This is a genomic window from Micromonospora sp. LOL_014 (assembly GCF_048060245.1).
Lineage (GTDB): Bacteria > Actinomycetota > Actinomycetes > Mycobacteriales > Micromonosporaceae > Micromonospora_E.
In genome coordinates, this window is sequence record NZ_JBHMIP010000029.1 from 64,062 (window position 1) to 80,491 (window position 16,430).

At 72.1% G+C, this 16,430-nt stretch carries 16 protein-coding genes; 10 read left to right on the top strand and 6 right to left on the bottom strand.

Annotated elements, in window-relative coordinates; translation table 11 throughout:
• The first annotated feature begins 102 nt into the window (after nucleotides 1-102).
• The 3 genes from ACFHW1_RS23355 to ACFHW1_RS23365 are packed head-to-tail and all read left to right on the top strand — an operon-like array spanning nucleotide 103 to nucleotide 4,072.
• Nucleotides 103-1,593 (top strand): dynamin family protein, encoded by a 1,491-nt coding sequence (locus ACFHW1_RS23355; RefSeq protein WP_416616066.1) that lies wholly within the window; start codon nucleotides 103-105, stop codon nucleotides 1,591-1,593.
• On the top strand, nucleotides 1,590-3,443 hold the full coding sequence (locus tag ACFHW1_RS23360) for a dynamin family protein (protein WP_416555936.1): 1,854 nt from the start codon (nucleotides 1,590-1,592) through the stop codon (nucleotides 3,441-3,443). Before ACFHW1_RS23355 ends, ACFHW1_RS23360 begins: the two co-directional genes overlap by 4 nt.
• The gene (locus ACFHW1_RS23365) at nucleotides 3,440-4,072 is read left to right on the top strand and encodes a hypothetical protein (RefSeq protein WP_416555937.1); all 633 of its coding nucleotides are present in this window, start codon (nucleotides 3,440-3,442) and stop codon (nucleotides 4,070-4,072) included. Before ACFHW1_RS23360 ends, ACFHW1_RS23365 begins: the two co-directional genes overlap by 4 nt.
• A 10-nt stretch (nucleotides 4,073-4,082) precedes the next feature.
• On the opposite strand, the gene ACFHW1_RS23370 is transcribed toward ACFHW1_RS23365, so the two are convergent.
• From ACFHW1_RS23370 to ACFHW1_RS23385, 4 genes are all read right to left on the bottom strand, one after another.
• Nucleotides 4,083-4,514, bottom strand: coding sequence for a thiol-disulfide oxidoreductase DCC family protein (locus ACFHW1_RS23370; RefSeq protein WP_416555938.1), 432 nt, complete (start codon nucleotides 4,512-4,514; stop codon nucleotides 4,083-4,085).
• Nucleotides 4,515-4,518: 4 nt separating this feature from the next.
• Nucleotides 4,519-5,496 carry an MFS transporter permease gene (locus tag ACFHW1_RS23375; protein WP_416555939.1) on the bottom strand — a complete coding sequence of 326 codons (978 nt, stop codon included), beginning with the start codon at nucleotides 5,494-5,496 and terminating at the stop codon, nucleotides 4,519-4,521.
• Nucleotides 5,493-5,936, bottom strand: coding sequence for a hypothetical protein (locus ACFHW1_RS23380; RefSeq protein ID WP_416555940.1), 444 nt, complete (start codon nucleotides 5,934-5,936; stop codon nucleotides 5,493-5,495). Before ACFHW1_RS23380 ends, ACFHW1_RS23375 begins: the two co-directional genes overlap by 4 nt.
• A gap of 65 nt (nucleotides 5,937-6,001) precedes the next feature.
• Nucleotides 6,002-7,303: an Hsp70 family protein gene (locus tag ACFHW1_RS23385; protein WP_416555941.1), complete on the bottom strand. Its 1,302-nt coding sequence runs from the start codon at nucleotides 7,301-7,303 to the stop codon at nucleotides 6,002-6,004.
• A 75-nt stretch (nucleotides 7,304-7,378) separates the two neighbouring features.
• Between ACFHW1_RS23385 and ACFHW1_RS23390 the strand changes: the two genes are divergently transcribed.
• A complete protein-coding gene (locus ACFHW1_RS23390) occupies nucleotides 7,379-8,179 on the top strand; it encodes a glycerophosphodiester phosphodiesterase family protein (RefSeq protein WP_416555942.1) in 801 nt (266 codons plus the stop codon).
• 18 nt (nucleotides 8,180-8,197) lie between these two features.
• Complete coding sequence (locus tag ACFHW1_RS23395; protein ID WP_416555943.1) at nucleotides 8,198-9,628, top strand: MFS transporter; 1,431 nt, start codon at nucleotides 8,198-8,200, stop codon at nucleotides 9,626-9,628.
• Between the two features lie 32 nt (nucleotides 9,629-9,660).
• Here ACFHW1_RS23395 and ACFHW1_RS23400 read toward each other — a convergent pair whose 3' ends face one another.
• Together ACFHW1_RS23400 and ACFHW1_RS23405 are read right to left on the bottom strand one after the other, a co-directional pair.
• Nucleotides 9,661-10,485 (bottom strand): poly-gamma-glutamate hydrolase family protein, encoded by an 825-nt coding sequence (locus ACFHW1_RS23400; protein WP_416616068.1) that lies wholly within the window; start codon nucleotides 10,483-10,485, stop codon nucleotides 9,661-9,663.
• Nucleotides 10,486-10,760: 275 nt separating this feature from the next.
• The gene (locus tag ACFHW1_RS23405; protein ID WP_416616070.1) at nucleotides 10,761-11,150 is read right to left on the bottom strand and encodes a DUF1304 domain-containing protein; all 390 of its coding nucleotides are present in this window, start codon (nucleotides 11,148-11,150) and stop codon (nucleotides 10,761-10,763) included.
• Nucleotides 11,151-11,224: 74 nt separating this feature from the next.
• On the opposite strand from ACFHW1_RS23405, the gene ACFHW1_RS23410 reads away from it, so the two are divergent.
• From ACFHW1_RS23410 to ACFHW1_RS23430, 5 genes are all read left to right on the top strand, one after another.
• The gene (locus ACFHW1_RS23410; protein ID WP_416616072.1) at nucleotides 11,225-11,602 is read left to right on the top strand and encodes a hypothetical protein; all 378 of its coding nucleotides are present in this window, start codon (nucleotides 11,225-11,227) and stop codon (nucleotides 11,600-11,602) included.
• Nucleotides 11,511-12,434, top strand: coding sequence for a PP2C family protein-serine/threonine phosphatase (locus tag ACFHW1_RS23415; RefSeq protein ID WP_416616074.1), 924 nt, complete (start codon nucleotides 11,511-11,513; stop codon nucleotides 12,432-12,434). Before ACFHW1_RS23410 ends, ACFHW1_RS23415 begins: the two co-directional genes overlap by 92 nt.
• Before the next feature lie 180 nt (nucleotides 12,435-12,614).
• Nucleotides 12,615-14,075 (top strand): pentapeptide repeat-containing protein, encoded by a 1,461-nt coding sequence (locus tag ACFHW1_RS23420; protein WP_416616076.1) that lies wholly within the window; start codon nucleotides 12,615-12,617, stop codon nucleotides 14,073-14,075.
• A 140-nt stretch (nucleotides 14,076-14,215) separates the two neighbouring features.
• The gene (locus tag ACFHW1_RS23425) at nucleotides 14,216-14,641 is read left to right on the top strand and encodes a hypothetical protein (protein WP_416616078.1); all 426 of its coding nucleotides are present in this window, start codon (nucleotides 14,216-14,218) and stop codon (nucleotides 14,639-14,641) included.
• Nucleotides 14,638-16,430 (top strand): tetratricopeptide repeat protein (locus tag ACFHW1_RS23430; RefSeq protein WP_416616080.1); only part of this gene is annotated, 1,793 nt, incomplete at its 3' end. The genes ACFHW1_RS23425 and ACFHW1_RS23430, both read left to right, overlap by 4 nt.

Below are 16,430 nucleotides of genomic sequence, written 5' to 3' on the forward strand. Positions count from 1 at the left end.
GATGCCCGTTGTCGCCGTTGACCGGGCGGCGGGGGGTCGGCTGTGAACGCCGGCCCGTTGAGTGGTCGGGTCGCCGCGTTGTGTGACGAGGTGGGTCCCCGGGTGAGCGTGGCCGCCGGCGGTGAGGTGCTGCGGGTGCGGCGGCGGTTGGACGAGCCGCTGCGGGTGGCGATCGCCGGCCGGTTGAAGGCCGGCAAGTCGACGCTGGTGAACGCGTTGATCGGGCGGCGGGTGGCGCCGACGGAGGTGGGTGAGTGCACCCGAGTGGTGACCCAGTTCCGGTACGGCACGGCCGACCGGGTCGATGTGGTACGCCGGGACGGCAGCCGGGTGAGTCTGCCGCTGGATCCTTCGGGGGTGATTCCGCAGCGGCTGGGGGTGCCGCGGGCGCGGGTCGCGTTCGTCGACGTCACGTTGACCAGTGACCGGCTGCGGGAGTTGACGGTGATCGACACGCCGGGGTTGTCGTCGACCAGTGCCGGGGTGAGCGAGTCGGCGCGGGGGTTCCTGTTCGCCGGGGCGGGTGCGCCGTCCGGTTCCGCCGGCGGCCCGGTGGACGACACGGCGCCGTTCGACGCCGGGATCGACGGTGACTCGGTCGGTGCGGTGTCCGGGGCCGAGGCGATCGTGTACGTGTTCACCCAGGCGGTCCGCGACGACGACGTCCGGGCGTTGGAGGCGTTCCGGTCGGTGTCGGCGCGGCTGTCGAGCAGTCCGATCAACTCGGTGGGCCTGTTCAACAAGGTCGACAAGCTGGTGGCCGGTGGGGCGGATCCGTGGCCGGTGGCGGCGCCGTTGTCGGCCGACCAGACCCGGGTGCTGCGGCGGGTGGTGTCCGATGTGGTGCCGACGGTGGGGCTGTTGGCGGAGACGACCGAGGCGGGCCGGTTGACGGCGGCCGACTGTGAGGCGCTGCGGACGTTGGCCGGGTTGCCGGCGGCGCAGCGGGCGGTGCTGCTGGCGTCGGTGGACCTGTTCGTGTCGCGGGAGGCTCCGGTGCCGCGCCGACAGCGTGAGCGGCTGCTGGCGCTGCTCGACCTGTACGGGGTGGGGTTCGCGGTGGCGCAGCTGCAGGCGTCGCCGCAGTTGGCGTCGGGGGATCTGGTGCGGGCGTTGTACGCGGCGTCGGGGTTCGCGCGGCTGCGGCACACGTTGGACGAGGCGTTCCGGTGGCGTACCGACGCGATCAAGGCCGGGTGGGCGTTGTCGTGCCTGGAGAAGGTGGCCAGCCACACGGCGCATCCGGGTGACCGGGAGTTGCTGCGGGACGCGGTGGAGCGGCTGCTGCACCAGCCGGAGTACCACCGGCTGCGGCTGTTGGAGGTGGCGCAGCAGGTGACGACGGGCGCGGTGGAGCTGCCGGAGCCGATGGAGCGGGAGTTGACCCGGTTGGCGTTGTCGGCGGATCCGCGCTGGGTGCTGGAGCTGCCGTCGGCGTCGGCGCAGGAGTTGTCGGCGGCGGCGGTGGAGGCGGCGACCCGGTGGCGGGTGTTCGCGGTCGCCGGGGCGTCGCCGGCGCAGTCGCGGGTGGCGTTGGTCGCCCACCGTGGGTTTCATCTGCTGTCGCAGCAGGCGCGGGCGGTGTCGCGGTGAGCGGCGGCCCGGCGGCGTTGGGTGCGCTGCTGTCCGGGGCGGTCGACACGTGTCTCGGGTTCGTCCGCACCCTGGACGCGGAGGCGGCGGCGGAGATCGACGCGCAGCGGCGCCGGGAGGTGACCCGGCCGTCGGTGGTGGTCGTCGGTGAGACGAAGCGCGGCAAGAGTTCGTTGGTGAACGCGTTGATCGGGGTGACCGGTCTGTCGCCGGTGGACGCGGCGGTGGCGACGTCGGCGTACCTGGAGTTCGGTCACGGGGCGACGACGTCGGCGCAGGCGTTCGTGCCGGGCCACGACGAGCCGGTGCCGGTGCCGGTGGACCGGCTGGCGGACTGGGCGACGGTGGCGGCGGCGCTGCCGGACGGGATGCGTCCGCCGCGGCGGATCGCGGTGACCTGCCCGGCGCCGCTGCTGCAGTATCTGACGCTGGTGGACACCCCCGGTGCCGGCGGGTTGGATCCGGCGCACACCGAGATCGCGTTGGACGCGGTGTCGCGGGCGGCGGCCCTGCTGTTCGTGGTGGACGCGTCGACGCCGTTGACCCGGCCGGAGCTGGACTTTCTCATCGAGGCGAGCAAACGGGTCGACGTGGTGGTGTTCGCGTTGACGAAGGTCGACGCCTATCCGGGGTGGCGGACGATCCTGGCTGACAACCGGGCGCAGCTGCAGGCGCACGCGCCGAGGTTCGCATCCGCCGCCTGGTTCCCGGTGTCGGCGCGGCTGGCCGAGTTGGCGTTGACGCTGCCGGCGGAGACCGCCGGTGAGCTGGTCGGTGAGTCGCGGGTGGCGCCGCTGCAGCACGCGTTGGTGGAGTTGGCCGGCAACGGGCATCTGCTGGCCCAGGCGAACGTGCTGCGCACGGTGCGCAGCGAACTGGTCCGGCTGGATCTGGCCGCCGGTGAGCGGGTCGCCGCGTGTGACCCGGATCCGGCCGAGGTGGAGCGGGTGAAACGGGACCGGGCCGGGTTGGCGGCGCGGAAACGGACCGAGGCGCGGCAGTGGTCGTTGGCGTTGAACACGGAGACGCAGCGGGCCCGGGTGGAGGCGACGGGCCGGCTGCGGACCGCGGTCGGTGGGTTGCAGGAGCAGTTCCTGACCCGGATCGACGCGGCCCGCGGGGAGGCGTTGAAAGCGCTGCCGGCCGAGGTGGACCGGGCGTTGCACGCGTTGTCGCTGCAGTTGTCCTACGATCTGCGGTTCCGGTTCCACAAGGTCGCCGAGCGGACGTTAGCGCAGGTGTTCGCGCCGGCCGAGCTGCAGTTCGTGCTGCAGCGGATCAACGGCACGTTGCGGCACGCGTTGGCGACCCGGCCGCGGCGTGACGGTGGCGGCGGTGACAACGTGATGGTGGCGTTGTCGGCCGGCGGGATGGCGTTCATGGCCGGTCGGGGGGTCGCGGCGGGCGCGTCGGCGTTGGGTGCCGGGGCGCTGGTCGGCGGTGGTCTGCTGATCCCGGTCGCCGGGCTCGGTCTGGGGTTGGCCGCCGGCGCGTTCATCCTGTTCCGGCGGCGGGTCGCCAGCGACCGGCAGCAGGCCCGGGTGTGGCTGCGGGAGGTGCTCGGCGAGGCGCGGGCGGCGTTGACCGACGAGTTGGCGCAGCGGTTCACCGACCTGCAGTACGCGTTGACGGTGGCGTTGGACGACGCCGTGGAGCGGCGGTTGGCGCAGTTGGACGCGCACATCGCCGACATCGACGCGGCGTTGGCGCGGGACAAGGCGGACCGGGCGCGGCGGCGGTCGGCGGCGCAGGCCCGCCGCGATGCCGTCCGGGCGCGGGTGAAGCAGGTCGACGAGGTGCTGGCCCGGGCCCGGGTGTTGACCCCGACAGCGGAGGCGGTGCCGCGATGACCAGCGAGTTCGGTGACTGGACCGGGGACGATCCGACCGGGGACGACGCCGACACCGCCGATCTGGGTGGGCCGGGCGACGACGGGTCGGGCGGCCCGGCCGTGGAGGGGTTCGGCGCCGCCGATCCGCCGGACGGCGACGACCTGACCGGCGACATCGCCGACGAGGGCAAATACGGCGACGGCGGGTACGGCGGGGGTGACGCGGTGCCGGCGTTGGGCTACGGCGACGACCTGTCCGGCGCGGACCCGGCCGGTCCGGTGGACGCCGGGTTCGGTGCGGAACCGACGGCCGAGCAGGGTTTCGGCGCGGCGGATCCGCCGCCCGGGGTCGACCCGGACGTGCCGGCGGGGGCCGACGGGTGGCCGGAGGCGCAGTTCCCGCCGCCACTGGATCCGGCGGGGGTGCCGACGCCGGTGGACGGCTGGCCGTGGGCGGACCCGCAGCTGCTCGGCGACGGCGGCCCGGTCGGCGCTGCGGTGCCGCACGTCGACCCGGTCGACCCGGTCGACCTGGCCGGCTACGCAGGGGTGCACGCCGTCGCCGGCGGTGACCTGTGGGCGGCGTTGCTGGCCAGCGACGACCCGGCGACCAGCGCGCTGGCCCGGTTCTGGTCCTCCGGGAGCTGACCAGGCAGGATCAGGGTGTGACCCCGGTTCCCGACGGGAGCGGTCCGGTCCGGTTGGCCGGCGGCACGGCGCAGGCGGCGGTGCCGCCGGGCAGCCGGTGCCGGTTGTCGGCGATCCACCGGTACACCGGCCAGGCCAGGGCGGTGACCGGGCGCAACCCGAGGACAGCCCCGGCGGCCCGCCACAGCGGATTGCTGGTACGCAGCAGGGCGGCGATCGCCGCCGGCCCGGCGGACGAGCCGGCTGCGTCGGACGGCACCCACTGCACGGCGGTCATCGCCTGGTCACGGGTCAGCCCCAGCGCGGCCAGGTCGGTCCACTGCCACGGCACGACGGTGGCGTCGGTGGGCACCCGACGTTCGATGAACCGGACGCACATGGTGCAGAACGCGCAGTCGCCGTCGTAGACGAAGGTGCCCGAGGGTGCGCTGGCGTCACTCATACGATCATTGTCCCGCGTCGGCGCCAGCCGGTGCCACCGGATGTGTCCGATCCCGCGCAGCCGGCGCGTCGGGGCCGGCCCGACGCGCCGGGCCGCCACCCGGCCCGCGATCCTGGTCGCCGTCACCGTCCGGGCGGTCCGGGCCGGGTGCCCGGTGGCGGCCGGTCAGCCGCCGCGCCCACACGACCGGCCGGACCTTCTCCAGTGGCAGGAACGCGCCCATCGCCACCAGGTGCGGGGCGAACGAGATGGAGATCGTCGCGAACGACAGCAGATGGAACGAGTAGAAGAAGCCGATCACCGCGTACCGCAGTCGGCCCCGGGTCAGGAAGACCAGCGGGCTGAGCGCCTCGAACACGACGATGCCGATCTGGGCGGCGATCAGCGCGTACGGCACGGCGGCGATCAGGTCGGCGAGCTCCGAGCCGCGGCGCAGGAACGCGCGGGCCAGGACGCTGCCGGTCAACCAACCCCAGCCGCCGAAGCGGATCTTCGCGTACGCGGCGAAGAAGTAGGTGCACACCACGGCGATCTGGATCATCCGCAATGACCAGCCGGCGGCCTGGCTGGGCCGGTCGTCGCCGTGCCGAGCGGCGCCGACGGTGGGCAGCACGGCGAGCGCGAGCAGGAACGCGAACTTGTCGTGGTCGACCTTGCCGTAGCTCATCGCGACGATCAGCCACGCGAAGTAGAACGTGAACACGGACCAGCCGAGTGTCCGCGGGAACCGGCCGGTCGCCGCCAGGGGCGCCAGCAGCAGCAACGACCACCAGATGACGTCGACGACGGCACCGGTCGGTGCCGTCAGGTGCAGGACCCGGGCGAACGCCAGCGGCTCGTACAGTTCGGCCGGCACGTCACCGCGGGTACGCGCCCACGACATGTAGACCAGGAGGTCGAACACGATGAACAGGTAGGTGACGGTGCGCAGCGCGGCGACCCGCCCGAGCGGGACGGCGGCGAACAACCAGCGGCTGATCACGGCCGCTCCCATTCGGCGCGGGTCTCGTCGTACCACCGCCCGGTGAGAGAACTGTTGCGGATCTCGTGCAGCCGTACGATGACGGTGACCCGGACGATCAGCGGCGCGTCCGGGTTCATCCGCGCGTAGCTGTCGGCGATCAGCTCGAGTCGCCCCGGGTCGTCGACGTAGGTCGATTCGAGTCCTTCGACCTCGGCGCGGCGTACCCCGGCGTTGCGTTCGTTGAGCACCAGGGTCCGTCCGGTGGCGTCGACGCCTTCGACCCGGGTGTCCGGCGCCGGATCGTTCGGGCCGTTGACGCCGGCGTACATGCTGAACGGTCCGAACGGGAAATGGTCGTCGGTGCCCCACAGTGTGCCTGCGGTCAGCAGGGCGAACACCACGACGGCGGCCGACGCACGGACCAGACGACCAGTCGCCGTCAGGGTGTCGGTCTGCACCGGCGCACTGTACCGGACCGGCCGGGTTGGTCGGGGCCGCGCGGGCGGGGTGTCGGTCTGTCCGGTCAGTCCGACAGCAGCAGCACGACCACGACCACGGCGGCGATGCCGACCATGGTGGCCAGTGCGGCCACCAGGACCGGGCCGTGTTCGTCGTACCAGGGGCGGCCCGGCGCGGCAGACACCGGATACGGCGACATCGGCGCCAGGTGCGGTGAGACCGGCGTCGGTAGCGGCGCCGGTGACATCGGGGTCGGGTGTGGCGGCACCGGCGCCGGTGGACGCGGGCCGGGCAGGCCGGTGCGGGCGGCGGAACCGAGGCGCAGCGCGCCGTCGGCGACGACGGTCTCCGGCTGCTCCAGTGTGGTCGGTGCCACCCCCAGTTCGGTGTGGATCAGCTGTGCGGCGAGCGGGATCCGGCTGGAACCGCCGACCAGGAACACACCGACCAGGTCGGCCGGGGCCAGACCGGCGGCGGCGACCGTCTGCGCCAGACACGTCACGGTCCGGGCCAGGTGGTCGCGGATCAGCGACTCCAGTTCGTCACGGGTGACGTGGGCGGCGATGTCCAGCGCCGGCAGGTGCACGTCGGCGCTGACCGTACGGGACAGTGTCTCCTTCGCGCCGCGGACGTCGTCGTAGAGCAGGGCGCGGGCCCGCCGCGACCCGGTGTCGGCCGGCGCGACCAGACCGTTCCACACGGTGGTCCGGCTGGGTGAGTAGACGCCGCCGAGATGCTCGACCAGCGCCTGGTCGAAGTCGAGTCCGCCGAGCTCGGCCAGGCCCTGCTCGGCGAGCACGTCGAACCCGGTGGCGGTGCGCCGGACCACGGCGGCGTCGAAGGTGCCGCCGCCCAGGTCGTAGACGGCCAACGCCCGGCCGGGCGGTACCGCCGCGCCCAGCGCCGACGTGTAGTAGGAGGCGGCGGCGACCGGTTCGGCGAACAGCGTCGGCCGGGGCAGCCCGGCGGCGTACGCGGCCTGGACGAGGATCATCCGCCGCCGCTCCCCCCACCGCACCGGGTGGGTCAGCCGGACCTCGTCAATGCCGCCGAGTTGGCGGCGGGCCTCGGCGGCGACGTGCCGCAGCAGGGCGGCGACCAGCTGCGGTACCGGAACGTCGGCGTCGCCGAGCAGCACCATGCCGTCGTCGACGCGGCGTTTCGGGTTGGGTTCGAACCCGGACGGGTCGATGCGGGCGCGGCGGTGCGCGTCCGCGCCGACGAGCAGCTGCCCGTCAGCGTCGCGGTACACCGCCGACGGCAGCAACGGGGTGCCGTCGAACAGCAGTGGCCGTACCCGGCCGTCGCCGCCGCGTACCACCGCCACCGTGTTCGAGGTGCCGAAGTCGATGCCGAGTGCCCGCATGGGGGCACCCTACTGCCGGCGGCGCGCAACCTGCCGTACGCCCGCAGGTTGCCGGCGGCGGGCATACTGCGTTGCGTGTCGCACCGGTTCGCGTACCTGGACTCGCCGGCTCCGATCGCGTTCGCGCACCGGGGCGGCGCGGCCCGCGGTGACGAGAACACCGCCGAGGCGTTCGGCCGCGCCGTCGGGCTCGGCTACCGGTACGTGGAGACCGACGTGCACGGCACCGCCGATCAGGTGGCGGTGGTGTTCCACGATCCGACGTTGGACCGGGTGACCGGCGACAAGGGCAGCATCGCGCGGCTGCGCTGGGCGGACCTGGCCACGGTGCGGGTCGGTGGGGCGTCGGTGGTGCCGCGGCTCGACGACGTGCTCGACAGCTGGCCGCAGGTGCGGTTCAACGTCGACGTGAAGGCCGACGGCGGGGTGGAGCCGACATTGGCGGCGGTCGACCGGTGCGCCGCCGCCGACCGGGTGCTGCTGGCGTCGTTCTCCGACCGGCGGCTGCACCGGCTGCGGACGTCGACCGGCGGCCGGGTCGCGACGTCGCTGGGCATGCGGGCGATGACCCGGCTGCGGGTCGGGTCGTTGACCGGCCGGCGACTGCGGCTGCCGCCGTCGGTGGTGGCCGCGCAGGTGCCGGTGCGGTTCAACCGGGTGCGGGTGGTCGACGCCCGGTTCGTGGCGTACTGCCACCGGCTGGGGTTGCAGGTGCATGTCTGGACGATCGACGAACCCGCCCAGATGCACGAGTTACTGGACCTCGGGGTGGATGGCATCATGACCGATCACGTCGAGGTGTTGCGTGACGTGTATCTCGCCCGCGGCCACTGGCCGCCCGACCGGCGGGTCGACGTGGACCACGCCGCCCACTGACCGACAGTGAAGGATCCGATGGCCGACCCCACCGAGCCACCCAGCGGCCCGCCCACCGGGCCGGCGCCCGTACCGCCGCCGTCGGCGTCGCCCGGCGCCGCACCGTCGAGCACCCGGCGGGAACGCACCGGCTGGTACTTCTACGACTGGGCGATGTCGGCGTTCTCCACCACCGTGATCACCGTGTTCCTGGGGCCGTTCCTGACCACGGTCACCAAGCAGGCCGCCGGCTGCGCGGCCGACGCCGACGAGTGCACCGGGTCGGTGTATCCGCTGGGTATCGAGGTGGCGCCGGGGGCGTACTTCCCGTACCTGGTGTCGCTGTCGGTGGCGTTGACGGTGCTGGTGCTGCCGGTGATGGGCGCGCTGGCCGACCGGTCGATGCACAAGAAGCGGCTGCTGGCGGTGTCGGCGTTCGTCGGCGCCGGGGCGACCGTCGCGATGGTGTTCGTCACCGGGGACCGCTACCTGCTCGGCGGTGGGCTGTTCGTCCTGGCCAACATCGCGTTCGGCGCCAGCGTGGTGGTGTACAACTCGTTCCTGCCGCAGCTGGGCGGCCCCGACGACCGGGACCGGATCTCCAGCCGGGGCTGGGCGCTCGGCTACCTCGGTGGTGGGCTGCTGCTGGCCGTCAACCTGGTGGTGGTGCAGTCGTTCAGCGTCGACGGTGACGCGCAGCGCACCCTGGACCTGGCCCGCTGGTCGATCGTGTCGGCCGGGGTGTGGTGGGCGGTGTTCACCCTGGTGCCGCTGGCGTGGCTGCGGGAGCATCCGGCGGTCGATGCCCGGCCGGGCGGTAACGTGCTCACCGACGGGTTCAAACAGTTGGGCCGTACGGTGCGCGGGCTGAAGGCGTACCCGTTGACGTTGTTCTTCCTGCTGGCGTTCCTGGTCTACAACGACGGCATCCAGACGGTGATCGCGTTGGCCAGCCAGTACGGCACCGAGGAGCTGCGGCTGGGCCAGTCGACGCTGATCGTGACGATCCTGCTGGTGCAGTTCCTGGCGTTCGGTGGGGCGCTGGCGCTCGGGGCGGTCGCGCAGCGCATCGGCGCGTGGAAGACGGTGCTGGGCAGCCTGGTGCTGTGGACCGGGGTGATCGTGGCGGCGTTCCGGCTGCCGGCCGAGGCGCCGGCGCAGTTCATGGCGCTCGGCGCGGCGATCGGGCTGGTGCTCGGCGGCTCCCAGGCGTTGAGCCGGTCACTGTTCAGCCAGCTCATCCCGGCCGGCAAGGAAGGCGAGTACTACGGCTTCTACGAGATCAGCGACAAGGGCACCAGCTGGTTGGGGCCGTTGGCGTTCGGGCTGGTGTTCCAGCTGACGAACTCGTACCGGGTCGGTCTGGTCTCGTTGTTGATCTTCTTTGTGGTCGGGTTCGTTCTGCTGCTGGCGGTGCCGATGCGCCGGGCGATCGTCGCCGCCGGCAACACCCCGCCCCGGGTGCTGTGACCCGGGTGCGAGGCGGGGTGTCGCGGTAAGCGTCACAGGATCGGCTGCGTCGCTTCGACTTGCGTGATGGCGGTGCGGGTGGCCGCCACGAAGTCCCAGAACAGCGTGTTGGTGGTGTGCTTGCGCTGGGAGCGGGTGTTGGTGCCGAACATCGCCGCCCGCAGCGGGGTGGTCAGCTCCAGCTGGGCGCCCATGCCGAGCAGCGTCCGGTTGACGATGTTGTCGGTCGACGTGCCGGCGATCGCCGGGATGCCGGTGGCGTCGAACGCGGTGATCCCGGCCGTGGTGTAGGCGGAGATCAGCTCGGCGCGCAACGCGGCGTTGCGTCCGCCGACGGCGACGGCCTGCGCGCCCGACGGCAGCCCGGCGGTGCCCGGGGTGCAGCCGTGCAGGGTGACGACGTTCAGCGCGCCGGCCGCCACCGACAACGCCGGGACGTCGTCGCAGTGGCTGGCGGTGACGTGCAGTTCGGCGTTGCCGGACGAGCGGATGCCTTCGAACATCCAGTAGTCGTACGTCGGGCCGGCCGGTGGGGTCGCCGCCAGATTCGCCGGATGGTAGCCGGCGATCGCCAGGCACAGCTCCGACGTGCCGCCTTCGATGCCGCCGCCGTGCGGGGCGATGATCGCGGTACGCGGAAACGGCGTCGCGGTGGAGTCGGAGTTGTCGAGCAGCGGATGCCGGCGGTAGCGGCGGGCGTAGTCGACCCCTTCGGCCAGGTTCGGGTCCGAGTACAGGTCGGTGTTCGAGGTGTAGATGTCGGCGGCGGCCGCCGGGGTAGCCGGCAGCGTCGCCAGGGGTCCGGCGACCGCCGCGGTGGCGAGCAGGCCGAGGACCGTCCTTCTGCTGGTGTTCACGAGGTGTCTCCTCAGATGTGGTTGCGGTTCGCCCTCCGGTGTCGGGCGAGGCACACCGTGTCACGGCCGCCGGCAGCGCCGCGAACCATTTGCCGACCGGGTTTCCGTCCGCGCATGCCCTGTCCGGCTGAAAAATGCAGCGGTACGGCGCCATTTGCGCAGAAGAATCGTCGGATCAGCGACCCATCCGGTGTTCGTGACCCGACATCGACAGCAGACCACCAGTCTCCGACTGGCCTGCCGTACGGAGTGGTTCAGACGGTGAGCCGGCCCAGTCAGCCGGTGAGCCCGACCGCCAGGGCGACCACGCCCAGCAGCGGCGGCAACCCCTGGATGAGCGCGGCGCGCAGCATCGCCGGCCGGGAGACCACCAGGACCAGGCTGGCGGCGACCATGGTGCCGGCGCCGGTGAACACCAGCGTCGCGCCGACGGCGGTGGCCCCGGTCGCGACCACGACGATGCCGGCGACGACCGCGACGGCCAGGAACAGGTTGTAGAAGCCCTGGTTGAAGGCGAGGGCCCGGGTGGTGAGCGCGTCCTGCTCGCTGCGCACTCCGAACACCGCTCGGGTGCGCGGCGCGGTCCACACCACCGATTCGAGGTAGAAGATGTAGCCGTGGATCAGCGCCGCCACACCGGCGAGGACCAGACCTGCGACAACCACGGTGTCCCCGCTCCCACGAGTCGTGTACCGACCGACGCAATCTATCGGACCTGCCACGCCGTAGGGTGGCGGCCATGGAACGCACGCCGGAACGACAGTGGCTCGACGCGCTCAGCGACGTGCTGCTGCGCTCCCACCTGTTCCAGCCCGACGAGCTCGGCGGCGCGTTCGCCGACGTGATGGCCACCCTCGGCGTGCACGCCACCATCTACCTGGCCGACGAGGAGCAGCACACGTTGCGGCCCGTACCGGTGCCGGGCCGGGCCGCAGCCGCAACCGGTCGAAGGGTCCGTCGCCGGGCGGGCCTTCACCCTGGTCGAGTCGATCCCGGCGCTGAACGCGCCCGCGTGGTGGATTCCGATGGTCGACGGCACCGACCGGCCCGGCGTCATCGAGTACGTCTTCGACGATGCGGCCGACGCCGACGGCCCGCACACCCGCCGCCGCTGTGAGACCGTCGCCGGGCTGATCGGGCACCTGATCACCGCTACCCGGCCGAAAGGCGACCATCTGCGACTGGTCGGCCGGTCCCGGTCGGCGACCGTCGCCGGGGAACTGCTGTCGCAGGTGCTGCCGCCGCTGACCGCCGCCACGGGGCGGATCACCGTCAGCGCCGTCCTCGAACCCTGCTACGACGTCGGCGGCGACGGCTTCGACTACGCCATCGACGGCGACCACGCCTTCCTGGCGATCTTCGACGCCGTCGGGCACAGCCTGAAAGCCGGCCTGGCCTGCACCACGGTGATCGCCGCCGTCCGGTCGGCCCGCCGCTGCGGCCATGACCTGGTCACCCAGGGCCGCACCGCCGACGCGTCGCTGACCGACCAGTTCACCGACGCCCGGTTCGTCACCGCGTTCCTCGCCGACCTGGACCTGGAGACCGGTCTGCTGCGGTATGTCAACGCCGGGCACCCGAGGCCGCTGCTGCTGCGCGGCGGCAAAATGGTCCGGGAGCTGCGTGCCGGCCGCAGGCTGCCGCTGGGCATCCCCGACACCGCCGCCCGCGTCGGCGAGGAGATCCTCGAACCCGGCGACCAGCTGCTGATGTTCACCGACGGCGTGCCCGAGGCCGGGGTGCGCGCCGGTGACCCGTTCGGTCTGCCCCGCCTGATCGACTTCGCCGAACGGCAGGCCGCCACCGGGCTGCCGGCACCCGAAGCGGTACGGCGACTCGCCCGCGCCGTCGCCGACCACCGGGGCGGCCCACCCGACGACGACGCCACCCTGCTGCTGGCCGAATGGTCCCGCACCGCCGCCGTCCGCGTCCTGCCCACCCCGCTGTGACACCTCCGCCGTAAGGCATCCGACACCGCGCCGGTCTGACCCTTCTGGCGGTACGGCTCTACTGTGGTGGGCCGACGGCGGATGGTTTCCAGCGGACGGCGGGCCACACAGGTGATCAAGCATTGGAAGGCGGCGACGCCGGCGGCAGGAGGTGCGGCGGCCCTGCTCGCCGCCGCTGTTGTGCTGCTGCCGGGTCGGCTGTGGTCGACGCTGGGCCGGCTGGTCGTCGGCCACTGGCTGGTGCTGCTGCTCGCCGTGGCCGGCGTGACTGGGCTGGTCGTCGGTGGGGTGCTGTGGCGGCGGTCGCAGCCTGCGGGCGAATCGTCGGCGGCACCCGTACCGCCGCAGCGTCCACTGCGTCCGCTGCCGGGCTGGCTCCTCGGAATTGGTTTCCTGGCCGTCGTCGCTATCACCTGGGCGGCGGTGTGGGGCCTGCAGGCCACCGTCCCGGCCGGTGTCGGGACGCCGCTGGAGCGCGCGCAGCTGCGGGTGGAGACGATCCGTACCGGGCTGTCGGTCGGCGCGGGTGCCGGTGCCGCCGCCGCGCTGCTGCTGGCGTTGCGCCGCCAGCAGGTCACCGAACGGACCCAGCAGGCCACCGAGTACGACGCGGGCGAGAAACGGGTCACCGAGCTGTATGTCAAGGCCGCCGACCAGCTCGGCTCCGACAAGGCACCGGTACGCCTGGCCGGCCTGTACGCCCTGGAACGCCTCGCTCAGGACAACCCGGTGCACCGGCAGAGCATCGTCGAGGTCATCTGCGCCTACCTGCGCATGCCGTACACCCCACCGCTGGCGGAGGAGCAGAAGGGGCAAGGCAGTGCCGAGCCCGACGCGGTGGAGGCAACGGACACCGCCGAGACCCCGAACCCGGACCAGCCGACCCCTCCTGACCCCCGCGAGGAACGTCAGGTACGACTCGCCGCCCAGCGCATCCTCGCCCGTCACCTGAGGCCAACGACGCCGGACGGCACGCCGCTTCCGATTTACTGGAGCGGAGTGACCGTCGACCTGACCGAGGCCACCCTCCTCAACGCCGACTACAGTAACTGCGAACTCAAAAGCGTCAAATTTGACGGCGCAACCTTCAGTGGCAGCACGCGGTTCATCGAAGCAAGATTTATTGGTGATGGCCGGTTCAACGGTGTGACATTCACCGACGAGGCCTGGTTCGATAATGCGATTTTTTCCGGCGACTCCTGGTTTGTCGATGCGAGGTTCACTAGTGCCGCTAGGTTTGGCCGGACTAGATTCGACGGTGCCGCCCACTTTAGTCGATCGGAATTTGTCGGCACCGCCTGGTTCGATGAAGCGCAGTTCATTGGCACTGCGTCGTTCGCTGACGCGACCTTCGGCGGCGACGACGCATGGTTCGATGGTGCAGTTTTTAGTCGGACCGCCTGGTTTGGTCGTGCGACCTTCACTGGCACCGCAAGATTCGGCAATGCGAGGTTCAGTGACACCGCCCGGTTCGCCGGAGCGACTTTCAAAAAGCCCTCGATTCTTCATGGAGTGACTGTTGGCCGCAGCAGTCGACGAGGCGATTATTGGCCAGAGGGTTGGCAGTTCGATGAGAAGGCATGGCAGGTCGTGCGCGTACCGGTGGAGGAGAGTCTGGAAGGAGACGCGGAGCCGGGGTGACGGCAGATGCCGCCACCCCGGCGGGCTTCCCAGGTCACCGCAGCCGTACTACCTGTAGCGGATCCGACAGTGCGGCGGTCTGACCTACTGGCGGTACGGGTCTACTGTGGTTGCCACCTCGGACGGACGGAGTGGCGGACATGGTGGACATCGACCCGGTCGCGGCGGCGGCTGGTGCCGCGTTGATCCAGGCGATCGCGACGGACGCGTGGGAGAAGGCCCGTGACGGGGCAGTCGCCCTGTGGCGGCGGGTACGCCCGGAGCAGGCCGACGCCGTCACCGCCGAGCTGGCCGAGGTACGCGACGAGGTCCTGATCGCCCGGCGCGACGGTGACACCGACGCCGAGCGGGGCCTGGTCGACGATTGGCAGCGCAAGCTGCAGCGGTTGATCCGCCAGGATCCCGCGTTCGCCGCCGAACTGCGTCGCCTCCTCGACGACACCCTCACTCCCCTGCTGCCGCCCGCCGACCAGCAGCAGGTCGGCAGCATCACGATGACCGCCAACGCCAAAGACAACGCCCGCGTCTACCAGGCCGCCCGCGACCAGCGCATCACCGAGAAGTGACCAATCCGGACATCCATCTGCGCGGTGAGGCCAGCGGCGACGGGCAGGTGTTCCAGGCCGCCGGTGACCAGCACATCACCATCTACGAGCAGCGGCCGGCGTACCGGGTGGAGCAGTGGCAGCCGCAGCGGCCACCGGACCCGCGTACGCTGGTCGACCAGCCGAGCATGTTGCTCGCCGCCAACAACCAGGTGGTGCCGTTCACCGCCCTGCGCGACGCCGACCGCGCTGAGTTGGCCGCCTGGCGCGACGACCCGGCGCGCGGCGTGGCGGTGCGGCTGCTGCACGGGCCGGGCGGGCAGGGCAAGACGCGGCTCGCGGCCCAGTTCGGGGCGGACAGCGTCGCCGCCGGTTGGGCGGTGGCGGTCGCCCGGCACCGCAGCCAACTCGCCGCCGACGACCCGCCCGAGGCCACCGAGGCCACCGGGCGTGGCCTGCTGGTTATCGTCGACTACGCCGAACGCTGGCCCGCCAAAGACCTGCGGGACCTGTTGAAGGACCGGCTGCTGCGCCAGGGTGTGCCGACCCGACTGCTGCTGCTCGCCCGCCCTGAGTCGACGCTGTGGCCGCATCAGCACGACCTGACGACGCTGGGGTACGCGGCCGACGTCGTGGCGCTGACCCCGGCCGCCGACAGCCCCGCGAACCGACAGCGGATCTTCACCGAGGCGGCCGAACGGTTCGCCTACGCGTACGGCATCGACGGTAGCTCGATCTGGCAGCCCGCCGACCTGGCCACCGAGGAGGCGTACCGGCAGATCCTGGTCGTCCACATGGCGGCGCTGGTCGCGGTCGACGCGGCCGCGCGTCAGCGGACCGCGCCGACCGGCGATCGGGACCTGTCGGCCTATCTGCTGCGCCGCGAGGTCGACCACTGGCACAAGCTGTACGAACAGCAGGCCAGTTTCGTCACGATCCCGCAGGTGCTGAGCCGTACGGTGTGCACGGCGACGTTGACCCGGCCGCTCGACTACGACGACGGCCTGGCCGCCTTGGCAATGGCTGGGGTGTGCGCGCCGGACGCCGCCGGCCAGGTCCTGACCGACCATGCCGTCTGCTACCCACCGGCCGAGCCGGACAAGGTGCTGGAGCCGCTGTATCCGGATCGGCTCGGCGAGGACTTCATCGCGCTGCGGCTTCCCGGTCACGGGGTGGCCGGCTCCCCTACCGATCCGTGGGCCGGCGAGGCGATCACCCGGTTGATCACCGGCACCGACCCGGATGGCGCTGGTGATCCGCCCTGGTCGGCGGCGGCGTTGACGGTGCTGGTCGAGACCGCGATCCGCTGGCCGCACGTAGCGTCCCGGCTGCTCTCCCCGCTGTTGCGTGAGCGCCCCGAGTTGGCAGTAGCCGCTGGCGGTGCCGTTCTGGCCCGGATAGCCGACGTCGGCACACTCGACATCGCCGCGCTGGAAGCGATCGAGCCGCATCTGCCTCAGGGACTGCATGTCGGCCTGGCCATCGCCAAAGCCGCCATCGCGAAGCGACTCACATCGCATCGGCTGACCACCGCAGATGAGCCGACGCAGGCGAGGTTGCTTGGCACCCTCGGCATCCGGCTGTCGGAGGCGGGTCGGCGGGAGGAGGCCCTGACCGCCACCGTCGAAGCCGCCGACATCTACCGCCGGCTCGCCACGGTCAGCCCCGCCGCCTACGAGCCTGAACTCGCCGCGTCGCTGAACAACCTAGGCATGATGCTGTCGAACCTGGGTCGGCGTGACGAGGCGTTGACCGCCACCGTCGAAGCCGCCGACATCTACCGCCGGCTCGCCACGGTCAACCCCGCCGC